Genomic DNA, 20,577 nt, shown 5'->3' on the forward strand with positions numbered 1-20,577 from the left:
GACCAGTACTACGGCCCGTCCACCGCCACCCTCGACCTCATTCCCACCGACCGAGGCGGCCTGACGGACCCCCGCGTCCGCCGCGCCCTGTCGCTCTCCCTGGACCGCGCGGGCATAGCCAAGTCCGGCTACGGCGGTCTGGTCGAGCCCTGGGCCACCCCGGTCGGCTCCGGTTCCTGGGGCTACGCCGAGGACACCTTCGCCGCCGCCCAGAAGAAGCTGGACGCCCTCGCCCCCGCCTCGCCCGACGCCGACGACCTCGCCGAGGCCAAGCGGCTCGTCAAGGAGGCCGGCGCCCCCACCGGCCCGGTCGTGATCGGCACCGACGCCGGCCAGGGGCGCACGGTCGTCGCCAACGCCGTACGCGCCGCCTTGCAGCGCATCGGGATCGAGGCCGCCGTCAAGACCGTACCGACCGCCCAGTTCGAGGAGTTCTACAGCGACCCGCAGGCCCGCGCCGGCATCGACGTCCTGGCCGGCGACTGGTACATCTCCAAGTCCGACCCCATGGGCTTCTACGACAACGGCCTCTCCGGCTCCTCCAACAACTGGGTCGGCTTCGAGGACGCCGCCTACGACCAGAAGGTCCACCAGGCCCTGTCCACCCTCGACGACACCGAACGCGCCGCCCTCGCCGTCGACGTGCAGCGGCGCTTCACCGAGGCCGCCGTGTGGATACCGGTCGCCCAGGTGCCCACCGCCCTCGTCCTCAGCGACAAGCTGACCGGCGCCCCCGCCTCCCAGGCGTACCTCTACTACCCGTGGGCCGCCGACCTCGGCGCGAAGAAGGGCTGAGAACGCCATGGCCGTCCGCATCGCGCGGCGCCTGGCCGGATTCCTGGCCACGCTGCTCGCCGCCTCCTTCGTCGTCTTCGCCGCGGTCCACGCCGCCCCCGGCGACCCCGCCGTCTTCCTCGCCGGCGGCCGGGACAGGCTCACCCCCGAGCGCCTGGCCACCGTCCGGGCCCAGTACCACCTGGACGAACCACTCGTCGTCCAGTACGGCCGCTGGCTCGGCGACTGCCTCCATTTCGACCTCGGCCGCTCCTTCAAGTACGGCGACCAGGTCGCCGACCTGATCACCGCCCGCCTCGGCACCACTCTCCAACTCGTCGCCTACGCCACCGTGCTCTTCGTCGTCCTCGGTGTCGGTGCCGGAGTCCTGGCCGCCGTACGGCAGTCGACGTGGGTGGACTCGGCGGTCGTCGGCGCCACCACGCTGGCCGCGTCCGTGCCGTCGTTCGTCGCCGCGATCGCGCTGGTGTCGCTGTTCGGCGTACAGCTCGGCTGGTTCCCGGTGACCGGCGGCGGGACGGGACTCGGCGGCACGCTGCGTCATCTCACACTGCCCGCCCTGTCGTTGGCGCTCGGCGCGCTGGCGATCATCAGCCGGGTCACCCGGCAGGCGATGGCACAGGCCGCCGCCTCCGACCACGTCGAGGCCGCCCGCGCCTCGGGCCTGCCGGAACGGGACATCGTCCGCCGGCACGTGCTGCGCAACGCCCTCGGGCCGATCATCACCATGTGCGGTCTGGTCATGGCGGGCATGCTCGCCGGAACCGTGGTCGTGGAGACCGCGTTCGGCATCAGCGGCATCGGCTCGCTGCTGGTGGGCGCCATCAACACCCACGACTTCCCCGTCGCACAGGCCGTGCTGCTGCTGATGGTCGCCGGATACATCGCCGTCACCACCCTGGTCGACGTGCTCCACCCCCTCCTCGACCCGCGTGTGAAACAGGAGGCCCGCACCGCATGACCGCGCTCACCCTCACCCCCGTCCGGGTACGCGACCGCCGCCCCCTCGGCGTGACCGTGGCCGCCGGGCTCCTCGTCCTGGTGGTGCTCGCCGCCCTCCTGGCCCCCTGGCTCGCGCCCTACGCCCCCGACGCCATCGACCTGTCCGCCTCCCTCGCCGGGACCGGCGGCGACCACCTCCTCGGCACCGACTCCTCGGGACAGGACCTGCTCTCCCGGGTCCTGTACGGCGCCCGCTCCAGCCTCGTCGCGCCCGTGCTGCTGCTCGCCCTGGCCGCGCTCCTCGGGGTCACCCTCGGGGTGCTGGCCGCCTGGCGCGGCGGCTGGACCGATGCCCTGGTCTCCCGGCTGACGGACGTCATGTACGCCTTCCCGGGCCTGCTGTTCACCGTCCTGATCATCGCCGTCTTCGGCACCGGCATGACCACGTCCGTCCTCGCCCTCGGCCTGGCGTACACACCGACGGTCGCCAAGTACACCCGCTCCCTCGCCCTCGCCGAGTCCCGCAAGCCGTACGTGGACGCCTACCGCGTCCAGGGCATGGGCGGCGCCCGGATCTGCGCCGCGCACCTGGTGCCCAACCTCGCCCGCGCGGTCGTCGGCTACCTGGTCGTCCTCTTCGGCGAGGCCCTGATGTCCCTGGCCACCCTCTCCTACCTCGGCTTCGGCGCCCAGCCGCCCAGCTCCGACTGGGGGCTGATGGTCCAGGAGGGACAGGCCGCCGTCGTCCAGGGCGCGCTGCTGCCCGCCCTGGTGCCCGGCACGGCCATCGCCCTGGTCGTCGTCTCCTTCAACGTGGTCGGCGTCCGGGCCGCCGACCGGCTCGGAAGGCAGGCCGCCTGATGCTGCTCACCCTCGACCGTCTCACGGTCCGGCTGCCCGGCACCGCCCGGCCCGTCCTCGACGACGTCACCCTGCGCGTGGCCGCGGGCGAGGTCGTCGGCCTGGTCGGCGAGTCCGGCTCCGGCAAGTCCACCACCGCCAAGGCCGCCCTCGGCCTGCTCCCCGGCGCGGCCACCGCCACCGGCACGGTCCGCGTCGACGACGCCGACGTCCTCGCCCTCACCGGCGAGGACCTGCGCCGCCACCGCGCCCGTACCGTCGCGATGATCCACCAGGACCCGCGCGCCGCCCTCAACCCCGTCCGCCGCGTCGGTGACTTCCTGCGCGAACGCGGCGCCGACCGGGCCCGGGCGGTGGAACTCCTGGCGGCTGTCGGCTTGTCCGACCCGGAACGACGGCTGCGGCAGCGCCCGCACGAGTTCTCCGGCGGAATGCTCCAACGCGTCGTCATCGCCGGCGCGCTCGCCGCCCGCCCCCGGCTGCTGCTCGCCGACGAGGCGACCAGCGCCCTCGATGTCACCACGCAGGCGGAGATCCTCGCCCTGCTGCGCTCCCTGCGCGCCGAACAGGGCGCCGGGCTGCTGTTCATCACCCACGACCTGCACCTCGCGGCGGCCTACTGCGACCGCGTGTACGTGATGTACGCCGGACGCGTCGTGGAGGAACGGACGGCGAAGGCGTTCTTCGGCGCCCCCGCCCATCCCTACACCCGTGGCCTGCTGGACTGCTCACCGGCCCTCGGCGACACCGCCCGCCCGCTCGCGCCCATCCCGGGCCGGCCCCCGTCCCTGGGCGACGCCTTCCCCGGCTGCCCGTTCGTGTCCCGCTGCCCGGGCGCCGAGCCTGCCTGCGAGACCTGGCGCCCGGAGGCCGTGGAACTGCCCGACGGGGGAGTGGCCGCCTGCCGTCGTGTCCCGGCCGCCATGACCGACGCCGTGTCCAGGAGGATCCCGTGACCACCGATGCCCTCGCCGTCGCCGGGCTGCGCAAGACCTACCCCCTCCCCGGGCGCGGCCGGCTCACCGCAGCCGACGACGTGACGTTCACCGTCGCGCCCGGCGGCTCCCTCGGCATCGTCGGGGAGTCTGGTTCCGGCAAGACGACCGTCGCCCGGATGCTGGTCGGCCTGGTCCGGCCCGACGCCGGCACGATCACCGTGGACGGCCGCCCCAGGTCACCCGGCGTTCCCCGCCGCAAGACGGCCCGGCTGGCCCGGGCCCGCGAGGTCCAGATGGTGTTCCAGGACCCGTACGTCTCCCTCGACCCGCGCCTCACCGCCGCCCAGTGCCTGCGCACCACCCTGCGCCTGCACGGCCGGGACGAGTCCCTCGCGGCGCACCTCCTGGAACGCGTCGGCCTCGGGGAGCGGGAGGCCGGCGCCCGGCCCCGGCGGCTCTCCGGCGGCCAGCGGCAGCGGCTCGCCATCGCACGGGCGCTCGCCGTCGAGCCGCGCGTCCTCGTCCTGGACGAGGCGGTGGCCGCCCTGGACGTGTCGATCCAGGCGCAGATCCTCCAACTCCTCGACACCGTCCGCCGGGACACGGGCGTCGCCCTGGTCTTCGTCAGCCACGACCTGGCCGTCGTCCAGCACATCACCGACGAGGTACTGGTCATGCGCCGGGGGAGCGTCGTGGAGCAGGGACCCACACCCCGGGTCCTCACCGATCCGGCGCACGCGTACACGCGGCTCCTGCTGGCCGCCGTGCCCCGCGAGGGCTGGGACCCGGAGCGGGCGGTACCGGCGCGTGTCTGAACCGGGCATCCCTCAGCGTGCCGGGCGTCCCTGAGCGGGAGTGCGGAGCGGGCGTCGGCCCTGTGCGGCCGGACGCCCCTCAGCGAGGCAGCGCCCCGTCCAGCGCCAGCTCCACCAGCCCCGCCACCAGCCCCTCGTCCAGCGGCGCCCCGCTGAGCAGCGCCCGTACGAACAGCGGCCCGCTCACCGCCTCGATCAGCAGACCGGCATCGGTGCCGGGGGCCAGCTCACCGCGCTCGGCACCACGCCGGACCATCACCACCGCGCGGTCCAGCCGGTCCCGCCAGTACGGGCCGCGCCGGTCGTCCAGCGTGTCGTCGCGCTCGACGCTCAGCCGCAGCAGGGCCTGCCCCTGCGGGGTGGCGAGCAGCCGGGCCAACTGGGTGAAGAAGGCCAGCAGGTCGTCCCGCAGCCGCCCGGTGTCGGGGATCGGCAGGGCGGAGTCCAGGCCCTCGGTCAGTGCGTCGAGGATCAGGTTCTCGCGGGTCTTCCAGCGGCGGTAGACCGACGTCTCGTGCACCCCGGCCGCACGGGCGACGGCGGCGACCGTCGCCCCCGCCAGGCCCTCGCTCGACAACAGGTCCACCGCGGCGGCCAGCACCGCCTGCCGCACCGGCTCCCCCCGTCGGCGCAACGGCGGGGCGGCGGAAACGGGGGAGTCCTTCGGCGCGGTCATCGCTCCAGCCTAAAGCAACTCGGCTTGCGTTGGGTGTACGGTCAACGCAAGACGACCTGCGATACGCGTGGGGTCGCCGCCGTACCGAGGAGGTCCTGTCATGGCGCGGATGCTCGCCGCCCGTCTGCATGTCCCGAGCCGCACCCTGCGGCTGGAGGAGGTGCCCCGCCCCCAGCCCGGTCCGGGTGAGGTGCTGGTCAAGGTGGAGGCGGCCGGGGTCTGCCTCTCCGACGTCCATCTCATCGACGGCACGCTCACCCCGCTGTTCCTCCGGGGCGACACCGTGACCCTCGGCCACGAGGTGTCCGGCACGATCGCAGAGGCCGGCGAGGGCGTCACCGCCTGGACGCCCGGGCAGCGCGTGGTCCTGTACGCGGGTGAGGTCCGCGACGGCGTCACGTACACCAGGGGTGTCGACTACGACGGCGGCTGGGCCGAGTACGCCCTGTCCGCCGCGGACGCGCTGACCCTGCTGCCCGACGCCATCCCCTTCGACCAGGGCGCGATCATCCCCGACGCGGTGTCCACGCCGTGGGGCGCGATCACCGAGACCGGCGCGGTCCGGCCCGCCGAGGCGGTCGGCGTCTGGGGGGCCGGCGGGCTCGGCGTGCACGCCGTGCGGTTGCTCCGGGCCGTCGGCGCCTGCCCGGTGATCGCCGTCGACCCCAACCCCGTCGCCCGCGCCCGCGCCCTCGCCGCCGGTGCCGACCTCGCCCTCGACTCCGCCGACCCCGGCCTGCGCGAGGCCGTCGGCAAGGCGACCGGCGGGGCCGGGATCGCCGCCGCCTTCGACTTCGCGGGCGTGCCCGCCGTGCGCGAGCAGGCCGTCTCCGTCCTCGCACCCAAGGGCCGCCTCGTCCTGGCGGGGCTGACGGACAAGCCGCTCACCGTCACCGACGGCACCCGCTTCAGCTACCTCCAGCAGCGCATCCTCGGTCACTACGGCTCCGACATGCCGGTGGCGCTGCCGCAGTTGCTGCGGCTGATCGAGGGCGGCCGGCTGGACTTCTCCGAGTCCATCAGCGGCGTACTGCCGCTGGCCGAGGCCGCCGAGGCGGTCGCGCGGCTGGAGACGAAGGAAGGTGACCCGATCCGGCTGATCCTGCGCCCCTGAGGGCGTCTGGACCGCGCCCTGTCGAACACGCGCGTCGAACACGCCAACGCGTCGCCGGAACTGGCGCAAAGGAATGTTGCGGCCGTGTTTCGCAGGGCGCAACCTGTGCGTCAGGAGCACATTGGGAGCGCTCCCACACGGGCGCTCCCGCACCCCCTCCATCGGTCCCCCCACCCGGAAGAAGGAGATCATGACTTGTCATGAGCCCGACATGGAAATCGTGTCGCGGAGCGGGCGGCGCCGCGTCCTGACGCTCGCCCTCAGCGCGTTCGCCGCCGCCCTGCTCGCCCTGATCCCCTGGAGCGGCACCGCCGTCGCGCACGGCTCCGTCGTCGACCCCGCCTCCCGCAACTACGGCTGCTGGCTGCGCTGGGGCAGCGACTTCCAGAACCCCGACATGGCCGAGCAGGACCCCATGTGCTGGCAGGCGTGGCAGGCCGACCCCAACGCCATGTGGAACTGGAACGGCCTGTACCGCAACGGCTCCGCCGGGAACTTCCAGGCGGTCGTCCCCGACGGACAGCTGTGCAGCGGCGGCCGGACCGAGGGCGGCCGGTACAACGCCCTGGACGCGGTGGGCGCCTGGAAGACCACGGACATCGCGACCGACGACTTCACCGTCCACCTGTACGACCAGGCCAGCCACGGCGCGGACTACTTCCTCGTCTACGTCACCAAGCAGGGCTTCGACCCCGCCACCCAGCCCCTGACCTGGAGCAGCCTCCAACTCGTCGCCCAGACCGGAAAGTACGCCCCCGCCAACACCTACGACATCCCGGTCAGCACCTCGGGCCTGAGCGGCCGGCACGTCGTGTACACGATCTGGCAGGCGTCGCACATGGACCAGACGTACTTCCTGTGCAGTGACGTGAACTTCACCTGAGCCCGGTGCCCGGCGGGCGGGGCCGTACACGATGCGGCGCACTTGTGCCGGAACACCGCGGTCCCGCCCGTGCCGTGCGCTATACGTCCAGCATGGACGACTACTACGACCTGGGAACCCACGGCCGGCCCGTGACGACGACGTCCCGCGAGGCCCAGACCTGGTTCGACCGGGGCCTGGTGTGGACGTACGCCTTCCACCACGAGGAGGCCGTCGCCTGCTTCGAGGCCGCCGCGGCGGCCGACCCGGACTGCGCCATGGCGCACTGGGGCATCGCCTACGCGCTCGGGCCCAACTACAACAAGCCCTGGGAGGCGTTCGACGACCGGGAGCTGGCGCTGACGGTCGAGCGGACCCACGCCGCCGTGGAGCGCGCCCACGCGAAGGCCGGCGCGGCCACCCCCGTCGAGCAGGCGCTGATCGGCGCCCTGCGCGCCCGCTACCCGAGGGCCGAGGCCGTCGAGGACTGCGCGGTGTGGAACCCGCCGTACGCCGACGCGATGTACGCCGTCCACGAACTCGCCCCCGACGACCTGGACGTCGCCGCCCTCTGTGCCGACGCGCTGATGAACCTGACGCCGTGGCGGCTGTGGGACCTGCGCACCGGCCGCCCGGCCGAGGGGGCCCGCACCCTGGAGGCCAAGGCGGTCCTCGACCGCGCCCTCGCCACCGAGGCCGGCCGCGACCACCCGGGCGTCGCGCACTTCTACGTCCACCTGATGGAGATGTCCCCCACCCCCGAGGCGGCCCTGACCGTCGCCGACCGGCTGCGCCACCTGGTCCCCGACGCCGGGCACCTGCTGCACATGCCCTCGCACCTGGAGGTCCTGTGCGGCGACTACCGGCGCGTGATCTCGGACAACACCGCGGCGATCGCCGCCGACGAGAAGTACCGGGCCCGGGCCGGATCGACGAACTTCTACACCCTCTACCGGTCGCACGACCACCACTTCAAGGTCTACGGCGCGATGTTCCTCGGCCGCTTCCAGGACGCCCTGGAGACCGTGGACCGCCTGGAGGCGTCCATCCCGGAGGAGCTGCTGCGGGTGGAGAGCCCGCCGATGGCCGACTGGCTGGAGGGCTTCCTCGCCCTGCGCGCGCACGTACTGATCCGGTTCGGCCGCTGGGCGGACATCCTCGCCCTGCCGCTGCCCGCCGACCCGCGGCTGTACTGCGTGACGACCGCGATGCTGCGCTACGCGCGCGGGGTGGCCCTCTCCGCCACCGGCCGCGTCACCGAGGCGGAGCGCGAGCGGGAGCTGTTCCAGGAGGCCCGCGCGCGCGTGCCCGCCACCCGCACCCTGTTCAACAACACCTGCGCCGACCTCCTCGCCATCGCCTCCGCGATGCTCGACGGCGAACTGGAGTACCGCAAGGGCGACCGCGACGCCGCCTTCGCGGCCCTCCGGCGCTCCGTCGAACTGGACGACGGCCTCCCGTACGACGAGCCGTGGGGCTGGATGCAGCCCACCCGGCACGCGTACGGCGCCCTGCTCCTGGAACAGGGGCGGGTGGCGGAGGCCGAGGCGGTGTACCGGGCCGACCTGGGCCTGGACGACACCCTGCCGCGCGCCCTCCAGCACCCCGGCAACGTCTGGGCGCTGCACGGACTGCACGAGTGCCTGGTGCGGCTCGGCAAGGACGGCGAGGCCCGGATCGTGGCCCAGCAACTGCGGACGGCGACCGCGCTGGCGGACGTGCCGGTCGAGGCGTCCTGCTTCTGCCGCCTCGACCGGCACTCCTGCTGCGCCTGACGGCACCTGTCACGCGCCCGACGGCAGCCGTCAGTCGTCGAGGGCGTCCTTCACGTCCCCGAGGTCGACGAACTTGAAGTTGGTGACGGCCGTCTCGCCGTCCCCGGGGGCGTCATGGCCGTCCTGCACGACGAGCAGCCCCTGCGGGTAGCGCGACCCGAGCGGCTGGTCGAGCACCGCCGCCCCGTCGCACTCCTCGGAGCCGTCCAGCGCGGCCGAGGCGGCGGTGACCCGGAAGCCGCCCTCGTACTCGTTGCCGTCGCCGGTCTCGCGGTCGTACGCGGCGAAGGAGTCGTCGCCCTGGCTGGAGGCGAACAGGTAGCCGTCGCCGTCGTCCTCCTGGAGCAGCGTCAGCCCCTCGACGTCGGCGGAGATCCGGGTGCCGCCGTAGCCGGGGTCGGCGCCCGCGACGCACTCCTCGGTGCTCTCGTCGTACGTGCCCGGCACCCCGTACTCCCGCACCTTGTCCAGCAGCCGGGGCGTGCCGGTGAGGTCGCCGCGCAGCCGCCAGATGCCGACGTCCTCCTGACCGGCGTACAGGACGCCGTCGGCCGGGTCGACGACCATGCCCTCGACCTGGGGGAGTTCGTCCGGTTCCGCGCACGGCGACCAGGAGGTGCCGTCGGGCAGGCGGAAGGAGGACGGCAGGTCGAGGGTGCGCACCTCGCGGTAGCCGACGGTGCCGGAGGCGGTGGGGGTCAGCTCCAGCAGGGCGAGGGTGGTGCGCTCGCGGCGGCTGACCAGGGCGTAGGAGCGGCCGGTCGAGCGGTCGGTCCAGGTGGCCAGGCCGTACGCCGTGCGCTCCTCGTTGATCTCGGCCTGGCCGGCGGAGAACACCGGGGCTGCGGCCGGGTCGGTGACGTCCGTCAGCGGACCGGCGGGGGAGGAGGGGTCGATACGGTAGATCCGCAGGCGGTCGTTGCCGCGGTCGGTGGTGACCGCGAGGTCGGCGCGGCCGGTGCCCAGCTTCACGCCGTGCACCAGGTCCACGTTGTTGAAGCGGCCGGGCGCGTCCTCGGGCGTCGGACCGGCCGGCGCCGCGATCGACTGCACCAGCCGCGCGTCGAGGTCGTAGACCCGCAGCCCGCCCTCCTTGGCCGTGGCGACGACCAGACTGCGGTCCGGGTCGGCCGCGTTCCGCCAGATCGCGGGGTCGTCCGCGTCGGCGTTGCCGCCGGCCTCGTCGTCGCTCAGCGGGGCCGTCTCGGCGCGGGGGTGTACGGTCGGCAGGGCCGCGGCCCGGCCGTGCCGCGCGACAGCCGGGCCGGCCGGAAGGACGACGGCGGCCGCGGTCAGGACGGAGACGGCCAGCCGTCCGAAGGGGTGCCTCACCGGTACTCCTCGTAGGTCGGAGACATGACAACACGGAACGTTCTGTGATCTTGGTGGCGCAGGGGGTCGGCCGGACGTTCTCCCGGTGACGGGACGATGTCCGGAGGGGGAACGGAACGCGCCCCGCCGCGGCGTCTATACGATGGCGCCTCGGGAAACGGACGGCGGCGGAAGGGAGACGGACCGTGGCGGATCACCCGCGTCCCCGCAGGGGGCAGGGCGAACTGGAGGCGCTGGTGCTGTCGGCGCTGGCCGAGGCGGACGGCCCGGCGACGGCCGGCTGGGTGCAGGAGCGCCTGGGCGGCGGCCTCGCCTACACGACCGTCATCACCATCCTGACCCGGCTGCTGGACAAGGGCGCGGTCACCCGGGAACGGGCCGGCCGCTCCTTCGCCTGGACCCCCGCGGCGGACCAGGCGGGCCTGGCCGCCCGCAAGATGCGCAAGGTCCTGGACGGGGAGAGCGACCGCGAGGCCGTCCTGGCCAGCTTCGTCACCGGCCTCGACCCCGACGACGAGCGGCTGCTGCGCGACTTGCTGGGGCAGTCCCGCGACGAAGGGGAAGACTGACGCCTCATGGGGCTCTTCGTCTTTCTCCCGCTGGTCCTGCCGCTGACGGCATGGCCGGTCGCCCGCCTGGCCGAACAGCATCTGCACCCCCGGACCGCGACCCGGCTGCTGACCGCCGTGGCCGCGGTGATGGCGCTGTGCAGCACGGTCTGCCTGGGGCTGGTGATGGTGGTCGGCACCGCCCAGCTCCCCGGCAACCCGCTGCCCGACGGCTGGTCCGACCCGGAGGTGCGGGCCGCCGTCCCCTTCGACGAGGTGGCCGGCAAGGCGGCCATCCCCGCGCTGTGCGCCGTCGTCGTGACCTGCGCGCGTGCGCTGTGGCGGCACGGCCGGGTGCGCCGCCGCGCCCACGAGGCGCTGGCCGGACTCCCCGGCACCTCGGTGGCCGTCCTGCCGGACGACGTTCCCTACGCCTACGCGCTGCCCGGCGGCCGGCGCGACCGGGTGGTCGTCACCACCGCCCTGCTGGAACGGCTCGAACCCGCCGAGCGCCGGGCCCTGTTCGCCCACGAACGGGCCCACCTGACCGGCCGGCACCACCGCTTCCTGCTCGCGGTCCGGCTCGCCGCGCTGGCCAACCCGTTCCTGAGACCGCTGCGCACGGCGGTGGCGTACACCGCCGAGCGCTGGGCCGACGAGGAGGCCGCCCGGGTCACCGGCAGCCGCCGGGCGGTGGCCACCGCCATCGGCAAGGCGGCCCTCGTCTCCCGCGGTACCCCGGTCGCCACCCTGGCCGGCCTCGCCGCGCCGGGCCCGGTGCCGCGCCGGGTGGCGGCCCTGCTCGGGCCCGCCCCGGTGGCGCGCCGCCGCCCGTCGGTCTTCACCTCGGTGGGCCTGGCGGCGTGGGCCGCGGCGGCGGGCACCGCCGCGTCCGTGATGTCGTCCGCGAACGCGACGGTGACGATGTTCCTGATCTTCCGGGCGGCCTTCTGACGAGGCCGGTGCCGAGGCGCTCAGTACGCGCGCACGGCGACCACCCGGGCGTGCCGTGCGCCGTGGGTGGCGTCGACCCGTAGCCGCAGGGCACGGACACCGCGCAGGCCGTCCCCGTCGAAGCGATGGACGCGGTGGCGGCGGCGGTTGTCCCGCTCGGTGACCACGGTCCGCCAGACGTCCCGCGCGTCCAGCGCCTGCAGACGGTAGTGGCGCACCAGTTCCGGCATGACCTCGTACGGCGTGCGGTGCCGGTGGAGGTTGTTGAGGTACTCGTCCACGTCGTCGTCGAAGACGAGCCGCACCGACCGCAGGTCCTGCGGGGTCTCCCAGTCCAGCCGCAGCCACTGCTCGGCGCGGTCCGGGTCGGCGAGGGCGGTCGAGGACCACATCTGCGGCCCTCCGTAAGGGCGCTGGTAGCCCCCCACGGTCTTCTCGGGAGCGAGTGCCCGGCTGTCCGGCGTCATCCCGAAGCAGAAGGACCGGCGGCGCAGCCCGCGCGCCTGCCATTCCAGCACGCGCTGGCCTTCCTCCTCGGGGATGTCGTGATCGACCGCCGGGTCCCCGTCCGCCCTGCGCCGCAGGGCCAGGACGCCGGGGACGCGTTCGTCGGTGAGCCGGAGCGCGACGCCGGGCGCGGCACGGACGACGACGATCACGTTCTCCGGGGCGGCCGGCCGGTGGCCGAGCCGTGCCGTGACCCAGTCCGGCCCCCCGGCGGGCACCCGCACGGTGGTGGTGAGCAGCCGCTCGACGGGGACGGCGTTCTCCGGCAGTCCCGTGCCCCACAGCTCCACCGTCAGGTCGGACGCGTGCTCCGCGGAGACCAGGAGCTGTACGGAATCGAGGGCCGGGTCCACGGGCAGCAGCAGTCCCACGTCCCTGGTCAGGGGGTAGGGCTCACCGTCCGGTCCGGCCGCCGGCCGGGTGAGGGTGGAGGAGGCGGTGACGGTGGCCGCGCGGGCGAGATCGGCCTCGTCGGTGTTGCGCACTCCGATGACGGAGGCGTCCTGGCGCAGCAGCGTCTGGGTGAGCAGGCCGGGCCGCCGGCGGGCGAGGAGTCGGGGGGTGATGCCGTCGCGGACGCACAGGGCGGCGGCGGTCCCCGCGGCCTCGCCGAGGGTGGCGCAGGTGGCCATGACCCGGGTGGCGCCGAAGGCGATGTGGGTGGCGGAGATGTTGCGGCCGGCGAACAGGAGGTTGTCGACGTTGACGGAGTACAGGCAGCGCAGCGGGATGTGGAAGATGCCGTCGGCATACCGCTGGCGTGCTCCGGGGCCCTCGGCGTACATCCCCGCGACGGGGTGCAGGTCGACGGACCAGCCGCCGAAGGCGACCCGGTCCTCGAACTGCCGCTGCTCCAGGATGTCCTGCTGGGTCAGGGTGTGGTCGCCCACGAAGCGGCGGTACTCGCGTTTGCCGGGCAGCGAGCCGACCCATTCCAGGGTGAGGGTGTCGGCCTCGAACCGGCCGGAGTTCTTGATGTGGTCCCAGATCCCCATGATCACGGACTGGAGTTCGTCGCGGATGCGCTCGTTGTCGTGGACGGTGTCCAGCTCGCCGCCCCACTCGATCCACCAGTAGTCGCAGCCGTTGTCCCCGGTGCGCAGCACGCGGTTGCGCAGGATCGGCGTCTGTGTCAGGTCCTTGGCGTAGGAGGGTGGCACGAACTTCACGGGCCGGCCCGCGTCCTTGGTGTGGAACAGGATCGTGGAACCCAGCAGTTCGCCGTCGCCCTCCTCGGGCGCCCACGGCTCGCCGTGCTCCGAGCGGCCCTCGCGGCCGATGCGGTGGGCGGCCCCCGCCAGGTACCCGACCAGGCCGTCGCCCGTGCAGTCGAGGAACTGCCGCGCCGTGAAGGTGATGTGCCGCTCCGATCCCTGGGTCCAGCCGGTGACGGACTGCACCGTGCGCGCGTCGTCGGGACCGTGCGCCGCCACCTCGCGCACGTCGGTGTTCAGGTACAGGTCGATGAGCGGTTCGGCCAGCACCGCGTCGAGGACGACCTGGTCCCAGTAGTAGGGATTGCCCTCGGGGTTGCGGAACTGGTTCTCGGTGTACAGCTCCCCCATGATCCCGGTCTCCCGGGCGTACCGCTGGACACCGTGCGCGGTGGCACCGCACACCCACACGCGCACCTCGCTGCTGGAGTTGCCGCCCAGCACCGGCCGGTTGTGCACCAGCGCCACGCGCCGGCCGAGCCGGGCCGCGGCCACGGCCGCGCACACTCCGGCCAGTCCGCCGCCGATCACGGTGATGTCGTGGCTGACGTGTTCAGTGCGCATGGGTCTGCTCCTGGTGTGCGGCGGTCCGGGCCGGCAGCCAGCGCAGCTGGGCCTCCGTCTGGAAGGGGCCGCCGCCCTCGTGGTCGTTGAAGGGGTAGACCTGGATGGTCCGGTCCCGGCCCGCGTAGGCGTTGTGGGCGGCGAACACCGTGGACGGCGGACAGGTCCGGTCCTCCAGGGCCACCGAGAACAGGGCCGGCGCCGTCGCCCGGGCGGCGAAGTGGACGGCGTCGAAGTAGGAGAGCGTGGTGAAGACCCGTTCGGCGCGGTCCCGGTGGGCACCGAGATAGCGGGCGATCTCCCGGTAGGGTCCCTGGTCGGCGAGGGTGACGCCCCGGGGAAAGGCGCACAGGAACGGCACGTCGGCGGCGACGGCGGTCAGGCCGTCGACGAGCCCGGCGACGGCCAGGGCGATCCCGCCGCCCTGGCTGACCCCGGTCACGGCGACCCTGGCGGCGTCCACACGGGGGTGCGAGCGGACGGCCTCCACGGCGCGCACGGCGTCCGCGAACAGCCGCCGGTAGTAGTACGTGCGCGGGTCTTCGATCCCCCGGGTCAGCTGGCCGGGTTGGGCCGGGCCGCTGCCCTCCGGGTCCGGGGTGTGCCCGGGGGAGAAGGCGCCGCTGCCCTGGCCGCGGTTGTCCATCACCAGGTGGGCGTGGCCGGCGGCGGCCCAGCGCAGGTGCTGGTGGGCGAGGCCCCGCCCGCCGTTGTAGCCGATGTACTCGACCACGGCGGGCAGCGGCCCCTGGACGTGCGCCGGCAGGAGCAGCCAGGCCTTGACCGGGTGGCCGCCGTGACCCGAGAACGTGACGTCGTACGCTTGGACGGCGCTCAGCGGCAGGTCGAGCGGGCGGAAGCGGGCGTCCAGCGGATGTCTGCGCGTCTCCTCGGACGTCCGCCGCCAGAACGCGTCGAAGTCGTCCGGTTCCGCCAGCGCGGGCCGGTAGCCGCGCAGCTCGTCCAGTGGCAGGTCGAAATGGGCCACCCTGGGGGCTCCTTGTCGGGTTCGGTGGGGTGGACGGTGCCGGGTCAGCGCCCGGATCGCGCGAGCCGGGTCAGGGCCGCCGCGTCGAGGCCGTGGAACAGGCGCACCGCGCCGTCGAGGGTGACCGTCACCTTGCGGCCGGTGGCCGGGAGCGTGGTGGTGCGGCCCAGGCAGTCCGTACGGGTGACGGTGTCGCCGGTGGTGGCCAGGGTGAGGGTCTTCTTGGTGGGCCAGAGGTCCACCCACGGCTCCGGGGTGGGGTAGAAGCTGGTGTCGGCGGCGTGGTCGGCGTTCAGGACATAGCCGTCCGCCCGCGACCACAGGGCGCACAGGGGGCCGCGCGGCGTGTCGAAGAGCAAGGCGTGCACGTCGTCGGCGAGCTCCAGCTGGCTGCGGAAGGACGCGCCGTCGAGGGCCTCGGCGGCGGCCGCGAGGGCGAGTGCCGACGGCTTGGGGCTGCGGTCGCGCAGCATCAGCCCGTAGTGGTACTCGGGGTTGCCCTGGGCGGCGCCCTCCGGGTTGGCCTTGACGCCGTCGTAGACCTGGTACCAGAGCGCCGCGCGCACCCCCTCCGCCTTGGCCAGCAGATGGCTGAGCAGCACGTTCTCGGCGGCCTGCCGGTAGCCCTCGTGCCACCAGACGTTGGGCTGGGTGCAGGCGTACGTCTCGGTCAGCCAGAGTTCGATGCGCTTGCCGTCGGGGCGGGGGTTGGCGGCCAGCAGCTCCTGGGCCGCGCGCACCGAGCCGTAGAAGTTCCAGTAGTTGCCGGTGCTGCCCGGGGTGCCGGTGCCCTCGGGACCGTAGTCGGCGGTGAAGTTGCCCCGTCCGGGGTGGAGGGAGAAGGCGTGGATGTACTGGGCCAGGCCCGCGTCGAACATCGCCTGCGCGTACACGGTGTCCATTCCGGCGAGCGCGACGGACATCAGCTTGACCGGGCTGCCGCGCTCGGCGATGCGCTTCGCGAACGGCGCGACCCACTTGGTGACGTAGTCGGCGGCCCCGGTGCCGGTGAGCACGCCGCCCTTCAGGTTCCACTCGTTGGCGATCTCGTAGTACACGGCGTTGTTGCTCTCCGCCGCGTCCAGCTCGCTGTCGATGTACTGCCGCAGCCCCTCGGGGTCGCCGTCGAACTGGGTCAGGGACGCGGGCGTCCGCAGCCGGTTCTGCCGGATGCCGTAGGTGCGCTGTTCCTCGGCGGTGAACTGCGGATGTCTCGACCAGCGCACGCCGAGGCGCCGCAGGAGTTCGCGTTCCTCCGCACCGCCTTCGAGGTAGTCGGCCGCGCTGCCGAACTGACTGGAGTCGCCTTCGGTGTAGGTGTGCGGGGGCAGGACGGCGGCGTTGGTGCGGGCGATGAGCGTGTCGCTGCCCGAGGTGACGGTGAGCGACGCGAAGTAGACGCCCCGGCCGGGCACGGAGAAGCTGATCGCGTCCTCGGCGACGGCTCCGGCGTCCACCGTCGGCCGCACGCCGCGCCGGCCGACGACCTTTCCGTCGAAGTCCCGCACCTCCCAGTCGATGGCCAGGGCACGGCGCCCCCGCCCGTTGATGACGGCGGCGCGCAGGGTCAGGGGCTGTGAGGCGGAGGTCCAGATGTTGAACCGCCGGTCGCTGCTCAGCTTGGCGCCGAAGGTGGCGCCCACGGCGAGGGCGGCGGCGAGCTGCGGTTCGGCGGGCGCCCCGACGGCTATGTAGGCGGTCGCCCGGAAGGTCTTGGAGCCGGTGGCGGTCTCGGTCGCGGGCAGGTGGAGCGCCGAGGAGTCGCGCCACGCGGTGTTGCTGCCCTTGGCGCAGACGGCGATCGACAGATCCCCGAACGACTCGTCGTACACGGCCCAGCCGGGTGCCTGGTAGGGGGCGCCGCCGCGTGCGTCACGGGTCCAGTAGGCGGTGGTGTGGGCGGTCTCGACGACCGAGGAGGGCAGCACCTGGCGGCGCATCATGCCGTTGCTGTACGAGGTGAGCGTCGTCGACCTGATGTCGAAGACGACCTCCAGGCGCCGGCCGCGCGGCACGAAGGTGCCGGTGACGGTCGTGCCGTCGCCGGCCGGCGCGTACGTCATGACGATCGCGGGGGTGCCGTCGGTGGCCTGACCGAGCACGGCGGTGCCGCTGCCGGTGCTCACCGAGCCGGCCCGGTAGCCGCCCAGGGCGAGCCTGGCTGTGCCGGCGGCGTCGGTGACGGTGACGGTGGAGCCGGTGGCGGACAGGGTGTATCCGTCCCCCGGCAGGGACACGTCGGCGGCGCGCGCGGGGGCGGCCGTACCGGGGATCAGGACGAGCTGGCTGCCGACGGCTCCGAACAGACCGGCGAGTACGACGTTGCGGCGGGGCAGTCCGGCGGGGGCGGGACGGTCATGGGTCATGGGGTGGCTTCCTTCGCGGGTCGGAGGGGGCAACCGGGGTGTCATCCCTTGAGGCCGCCGGCCAGGCCGACGCCTCGCAGGAACTGCTTCTGGAAGATCAGGAAGACCGTGACGGGGATGACGACGGCGATGAACAGCGCGGCCATCAGGAGCGAGACGTCGGCGGTCTCCGCGGCCCGGGGAATGGCGACCGACAGGGGCTGTTTCGCGGGGTCGGTGAGGACCAGCAGTGGCCAGAGGAACTCCTTCCACGAGGCCACCACGGTCAGCAGGGACACCACCCCGAGGATGGGCCGGGACAAGGGCAGGACGACGGACCACAGGATGCGGACGCGTCCCGCCCCGTCGGTGCGCGCCGCCTCGAACAGCTCACGGGGCAGGGCGTCGAAGAACCGTTTGACGACCACGACGTTGAAGGCGTTCGCGGCGGCGGGCAGCCAGACGGCGAAGAAGGAGTTCTGCAGGCTTCCGCCGGTCACCGGCAGGTGGAGCACGGTGAGGTACATCGGTACGAGGGAGACCACGCTCGGGATGAAGAGGGTGGCCAGCACCAGTCCCGACAGCAGCCCTCCCCACCGGGGCCGCAGCACGGACAGGACGTACGCCCCGGTGACGCAGACGAACAGGGTGGACGCCCACGAACCGACGGCGACGACCACGGTGTTGCCCAGGGCGTCGCCGACGCCGAGCCTGCTCCACGCGTCGTACAGGTTGCCCGTGCGCAGGCCGGACGGCCACAGCGCGAACGGCCGCTGCAGGGTGTCCTGGGTGTCGGAGGTGGCCGCCTTGAACAGCCACAGCATGGGTCCGGCGCCGGCGACGACCAGGCCGGCCAGGACCAGGGCCTGGGTGATCCGCATGGTCACCCGGACCATCGGCCTGTTCAGGTCGGCGTCGGAGACGAGCGCGCGTTCGTGCTCGGTCCCCCGGCCCGCCGGCTCCTTCTTCTCGATGGTGGTCATGTGCTCTGTCCCAGCTTCCGGGTGGCCAGTTGGTAGACCGCGGCGAAGACGCACAGGACGCAGGCGAGCAGCAGGCTCAGGGCGGTCGCCGCGCCGTAGTCCCCGTTGATGAAGGCGTAGTTGTAGATCAGCAGCAGGATCGTGGTGGTGGAGTTGTCGGGCCCGCCGTTGGTGAACAGGTACGGCTCGGTGAAGACCTGGGCGGTGCCGATGACCTGGAGCAGGACGAGGACCACCGTGATGCCCCGGATCTGCGGCAGGGTGATGTGCCAGACCCGGCGCCAGATCCCGGCGCCGTCCAGTTCGGCCGCCTCGTACAGGTCGGTCCTGACGCCGGTCAGCGCGGCGAGGTAGATGATGACGTTTGTGCCGGCGTTGGCCCAGGTGGCCTCCAGTACCAGGGCCGGCATCGCGCTGGACGCGGAGTTCAGCCAGCTCACCGGGTCGATGCCGAACCAGCCGAGCGCGGTGTTGAACAGTCCGTCGCCCGAGGGGGCGTAGAACACCTTCCACAGCAGGATGGCCACGACGGGCGGGAACATGACCGGCAGATAGGCGAGCGCGCTGTACAGCCCCTTGCGGCGGCGGACCTCGGAGATCACGACGGCGAGGAACACCGGCAGCGGGAAGCCGAACACCAGGCAGAGCAGGCCGTACCAGAGAGTGTTGCCGATCGCGGTCGGCAGCAGCGGGTCGTCGAGGACGTAGCTGAAGTTCTCCCAGCCGACCCAGGTGCTCCCGGACACGAAGTCGGTCCGCTGGAAGCTCATCACGAGCCCGCGGACGATCGGGCCCCAGGAGAAGTAGAGGAACACCAGGACGAGGGGGAGGGCGAACAGGGCGGTGCCGATGTCCTCCTTGCGGGGCCGGCGGGGCAGCAGCCGCCGGGCGGCCGTCTTCGGGCCGTGCCGCCGTGCGTCCTGGGGAGTGTCGGAGCGCCGTGGCTGCGGGGACCGGCGCACGTCCTCGGCGGAGAGCGTCATCGCCGGGCTCGGGCGAGCTTGGTGTCCACGGTCGCCACGGCGTCGGCGAGCACGTCGGTCACGTCGGTGTCCCGGCGGGTGAGGACCTTCTGCAGGACGGTGTCGAGAACGCCGTAGACCTCCTGGGCGTTGTTGACCGGTTCCGTCTTGAGCTTCACGGTGTCGAGCGAGGCGGCGTAACCGGCGAAGTTGTCGACGGGGACGTTGACGTGGTCGGCGATCCAGCTCTCGTACTCCTTGAACGCCTTCGGCTCGATCGGGCTCAGGCGGGGTATGCCGACGGGCGCGCCGTCCTTCGCCGAGGCGGCCGCGTCCGTGACGGCGGTCTCCTTGTCGGTGTAGCGGCCGAGGTCGGAGTACTGGATCCACTTGACGGCCGCGGCCTTCTGCGCGTCGCTCGCCCGGGGGCTGACGATCTCCACGGAGCCGCCGGACAGCACCTCATTGGTGTGTCCCGGTCCCTGCGGGACGGCCGCGATGCCGAGGCTCTTCGCCGGATACTTGTAGTTGATCACGGCGGCCTGGTAGGCGGCGGAGGGCACCGAGAGGAACATGCCGATCTTTCCGGCGGCGAAGTCCTTGGCGATGTCGTTCATGTTGTAGAGGAAGTTGCTGCCCATCGACCGGTCCTGCCAGCGCATCCGCTGGAGGGTGGTGAGGGTGTCGCGCATGGCGGCGTCGTCGAAGACCGCCTTGGAGCCGTCCGCGGACTCGATGGAGCCGCCCCGGCTGTAGCTCTGGGCGGTGAGCATCCAGCCGCCGTTGTTCTCCGTGGTCATCTGCGCGTACCCGGCCTTGCCGGTCTTGCGCGCGATGGCCTTGGCGGCGGTCCTGACCTCGTCCCAGGTGGTGGGCGGCCGGTCGGGGTCGAGCCCGGCCTCGGTGAACAGCTCGCGGTTGTAGAGCATGCCGACCGCGTACGGCAGGACCGGCACCCCGTAGCTGCGGCCGGACTTCTGGGCGACCTTCAGGGTCTGCGGGTTGAGTTTGCCGCCGAGTCCCGACTTCTCCAGCTGGTCGGTGATGTCGGCGACCTGACGGCGGCCGATGAGTGACTGGATCTCGGTGAAGGGGACCTTGAGGACGTCCGGCAGGGTGCCGCCGGCGACGTTCGCCTGGAAGGTCTGGGCGTCCCAGACCTTCTCCACCGGCTTGAGGTCGATGGTGGGGTTGGCCTTCTCGAAGGCTTCGACCCGCCGGTCGTACACGGCGCGGGCGGCGGCCTGGTCCTTGCCGGGGCGGTCCCCGACGGTGATGGTGACGGTGCCGTCGGACGACACTCCGTCGTCGCCGGATCCGGAACAGCCGGCCAGGGTGAGCACCAGGGCCAGGCCGCCGACGAGTGCGGCGGTCCCCGGGCGGTGGGATGTGTTCATGACGT

General features: G+C 73.1%; 18 protein-coding genes. 10 read left to right on the forward strand and 8 right to left on the reverse strand.

Going from position 1 to position 20,577, the window contains the following annotated elements; translation table 11 throughout:
• The 5 genes from J7I94_RS13130 to J7I94_RS13150 all read left to right on the forward strand — a co-directional run.
• Positions 1–795, forward strand: a 795-nt coding sequence (locus tag J7I94_RS13130) for an ABC transporter substrate-binding protein (protein ID WP_251075089.1), incomplete at its 5' end; no start/stop codon positions are given.
• A gap of 7 nt (positions 796–802) precedes the next feature.
• Positions 803–1,756, forward strand: coding sequence for an ABC transporter permease (locus tag J7I94_RS13135; RefSeq protein WP_215167252.1), 954 nt, complete (start codon positions 803–805; stop codon positions 1,754–1,756).
• Positions 1,753–2,598: an ABC transporter permease gene (locus J7I94_RS13140; RefSeq protein ID WP_215167253.1), complete on the forward strand. Its 846-nt coding sequence runs from the start codon at positions 1,753–1,755 to the stop codon at positions 2,596–2,598. Before J7I94_RS13135 ends, J7I94_RS13140 begins: the two co-directional genes overlap by 4 nt.
• Positions 2,598–3,554, forward strand: coding sequence for an ABC transporter ATP-binding protein (locus J7I94_RS13145; protein WP_215167254.1), 957 nt, complete (start codon positions 2,598–2,600; stop codon positions 3,552–3,554). Before J7I94_RS13140 ends, J7I94_RS13145 begins: the two co-directional genes overlap by 1 nt.
• Complete coding sequence (locus J7I94_RS13150) at positions 3,551–4,351, forward strand: ABC transporter ATP-binding protein (RefSeq protein WP_215167255.1); 801 nt, start codon at positions 3,551–3,553, stop codon at positions 4,349–4,351. The genes J7I94_RS13145 and J7I94_RS13150 overlap by 4 nt, the downstream gene beginning before the upstream one ends.
• Before the next feature lie 79 nt (positions 4,352–4,430).
• Here the strand turns inward: J7I94_RS13150 and J7I94_RS13155 are convergent, their stop codons facing one another.
• Complete coding sequence (locus tag J7I94_RS13155) at positions 4,431–5,027, reverse strand: TetR-like C-terminal domain-containing protein (protein ID WP_215167256.1); 597 nt, start codon at positions 5,025–5,027, stop codon at positions 4,431–4,433.
• 100 nt (positions 5,028–5,127) lie between these two features.
• Here J7I94_RS13155 and J7I94_RS13160 point away from each other — a divergent pair, with 100 nt between their 5' ends.
• The 3 genes from J7I94_RS13160 (at position 5,128) to J7I94_RS13170 (ending at position 8,778) form a co-directional block, all read left to right on the forward strand.
• A complete protein-coding gene (locus J7I94_RS13160) occupies positions 5,128–6,141 on the forward strand; it encodes a zinc-binding dehydrogenase (protein ID WP_215167257.1) in 1,014 nt (337 codons plus the stop codon).
• A 190-nt stretch (positions 6,142–6,331) separates the two neighbouring features.
• Positions 6,332–7,024 (forward strand): lytic polysaccharide monooxygenase, encoded by a 693-nt coding sequence (locus J7I94_RS13165; RefSeq protein ID WP_215167258.1) that lies wholly within the window; start codon positions 6,332–6,334, stop codon positions 7,022–7,024.
• Positions 7,025–7,116: 92 nt separating this feature from the next.
• Positions 7,117–8,778, forward strand: a complete 1,662-nt coding sequence (locus J7I94_RS13170) for a hypothetical protein (RefSeq protein ID WP_215167259.1) — start codon at positions 7,117–7,119, stop codon at positions 8,776–8,778.
• 30 nt (positions 8,779–8,808) lie between these two features.
• Here J7I94_RS13170 and J7I94_RS13175 read toward each other — a convergent pair whose 3' ends face one another.
• A complete protein-coding gene (locus tag J7I94_RS13175) occupies positions 8,809–10,110 on the reverse strand; it encodes a phytase (protein ID WP_215167260.1) in 1,302 nt (433 codons plus the stop codon).
• A gap of 185 nt (positions 10,111–10,295) precedes the next feature.
• On the opposite strand from J7I94_RS13175, the gene J7I94_RS13180 reads away from it, so the two are divergent.
• Together J7I94_RS13180 and J7I94_RS13185 are read left to right on the forward strand one after the other, a co-directional pair.
• Positions 10,296–10,679, forward strand: a complete 384-nt coding sequence (locus tag J7I94_RS13180; RefSeq protein WP_215167261.1) for a BlaI/MecI/CopY family transcriptional regulator — start codon at positions 10,296–10,298, stop codon at positions 10,677–10,679.
• Between the two features lie 6 nt (positions 10,680–10,685).
• Positions 10,686–11,612, forward strand: coding sequence for a M56 family metallopeptidase (locus J7I94_RS13185; protein WP_215167262.1), 927 nt, complete (start codon positions 10,686–10,688; stop codon positions 11,610–11,612).
• Between the two features lie 20 nt (positions 11,613–11,632).
• On the opposite strand, the gene J7I94_RS13190 is transcribed toward J7I94_RS13185, so the two are convergent.
• Genes J7I94_RS13190 through J7I94_RS13215 form a run of 6 tightly spaced genes read right to left on the reverse strand, consistent with a single transcriptional unit; the run spans position 11,633 to position 20,572 of the window.
• Positions 11,633–13,897, reverse strand: coding sequence for an FAD-dependent oxidoreductase (locus J7I94_RS13190; protein ID WP_215167263.1), 2,265 nt, complete (start codon positions 13,895–13,897; stop codon positions 11,633–11,635).
• Entirely contained in the window at positions 13,887–14,885 is a 999-nt protein-coding gene (locus J7I94_RS13195; RefSeq protein ID WP_215167264.1) for an acetylxylan esterase, read from the reverse strand. Before J7I94_RS13195 ends, J7I94_RS13190 begins: the two co-directional genes overlap by 11 nt.
• A 44-nt stretch (positions 14,886–14,929) precedes the next feature.
• On the reverse strand, positions 14,930–17,251 hold the full coding sequence (locus J7I94_RS13200) for a hypothetical protein (protein WP_215167265.1): 2,322 nt from the start codon (positions 17,249–17,251) through the stop codon (positions 14,930–14,932).
• A 41-nt stretch (positions 17,252–17,292) separates the two neighbouring features.
• A complete protein-coding gene (locus J7I94_RS13205) occupies positions 17,293–18,213 on the reverse strand; it encodes a carbohydrate ABC transporter permease (protein WP_215167266.1) in 921 nt (306 codons plus the stop codon).
• Positions 18,210–19,196 carry a carbohydrate ABC transporter permease gene (locus J7I94_RS13210; protein ID WP_215167267.1) on the reverse strand — a complete coding sequence of 329 codons (987 nt, stop codon included), beginning with the start codon at positions 19,194–19,196 and terminating at the stop codon, positions 18,210–18,212. Before J7I94_RS13210 ends, J7I94_RS13205 begins: the two co-directional genes overlap by 4 nt.
• On the reverse strand, positions 19,193–20,572 hold the full coding sequence (locus tag J7I94_RS13215) for an ABC transporter substrate-binding protein (protein ID WP_215167268.1): 1,380 nt from the start codon (positions 20,570–20,572) through the stop codon (positions 19,193–19,195). The genes J7I94_RS13210 and J7I94_RS13215 overlap by 4 nt, the downstream gene beginning before the upstream one ends.
• Positions 20,573–20,577 lie beyond the last annotated feature (5 nt).

The sequence above is a fragment of the Streptomyces sp. ISL-12 genome (assembly GCF_018614415.1).
Lineage (GTDB): Bacteria > Actinomycetota > Actinomycetes > Streptomycetales > Streptomycetaceae > Streptomyces.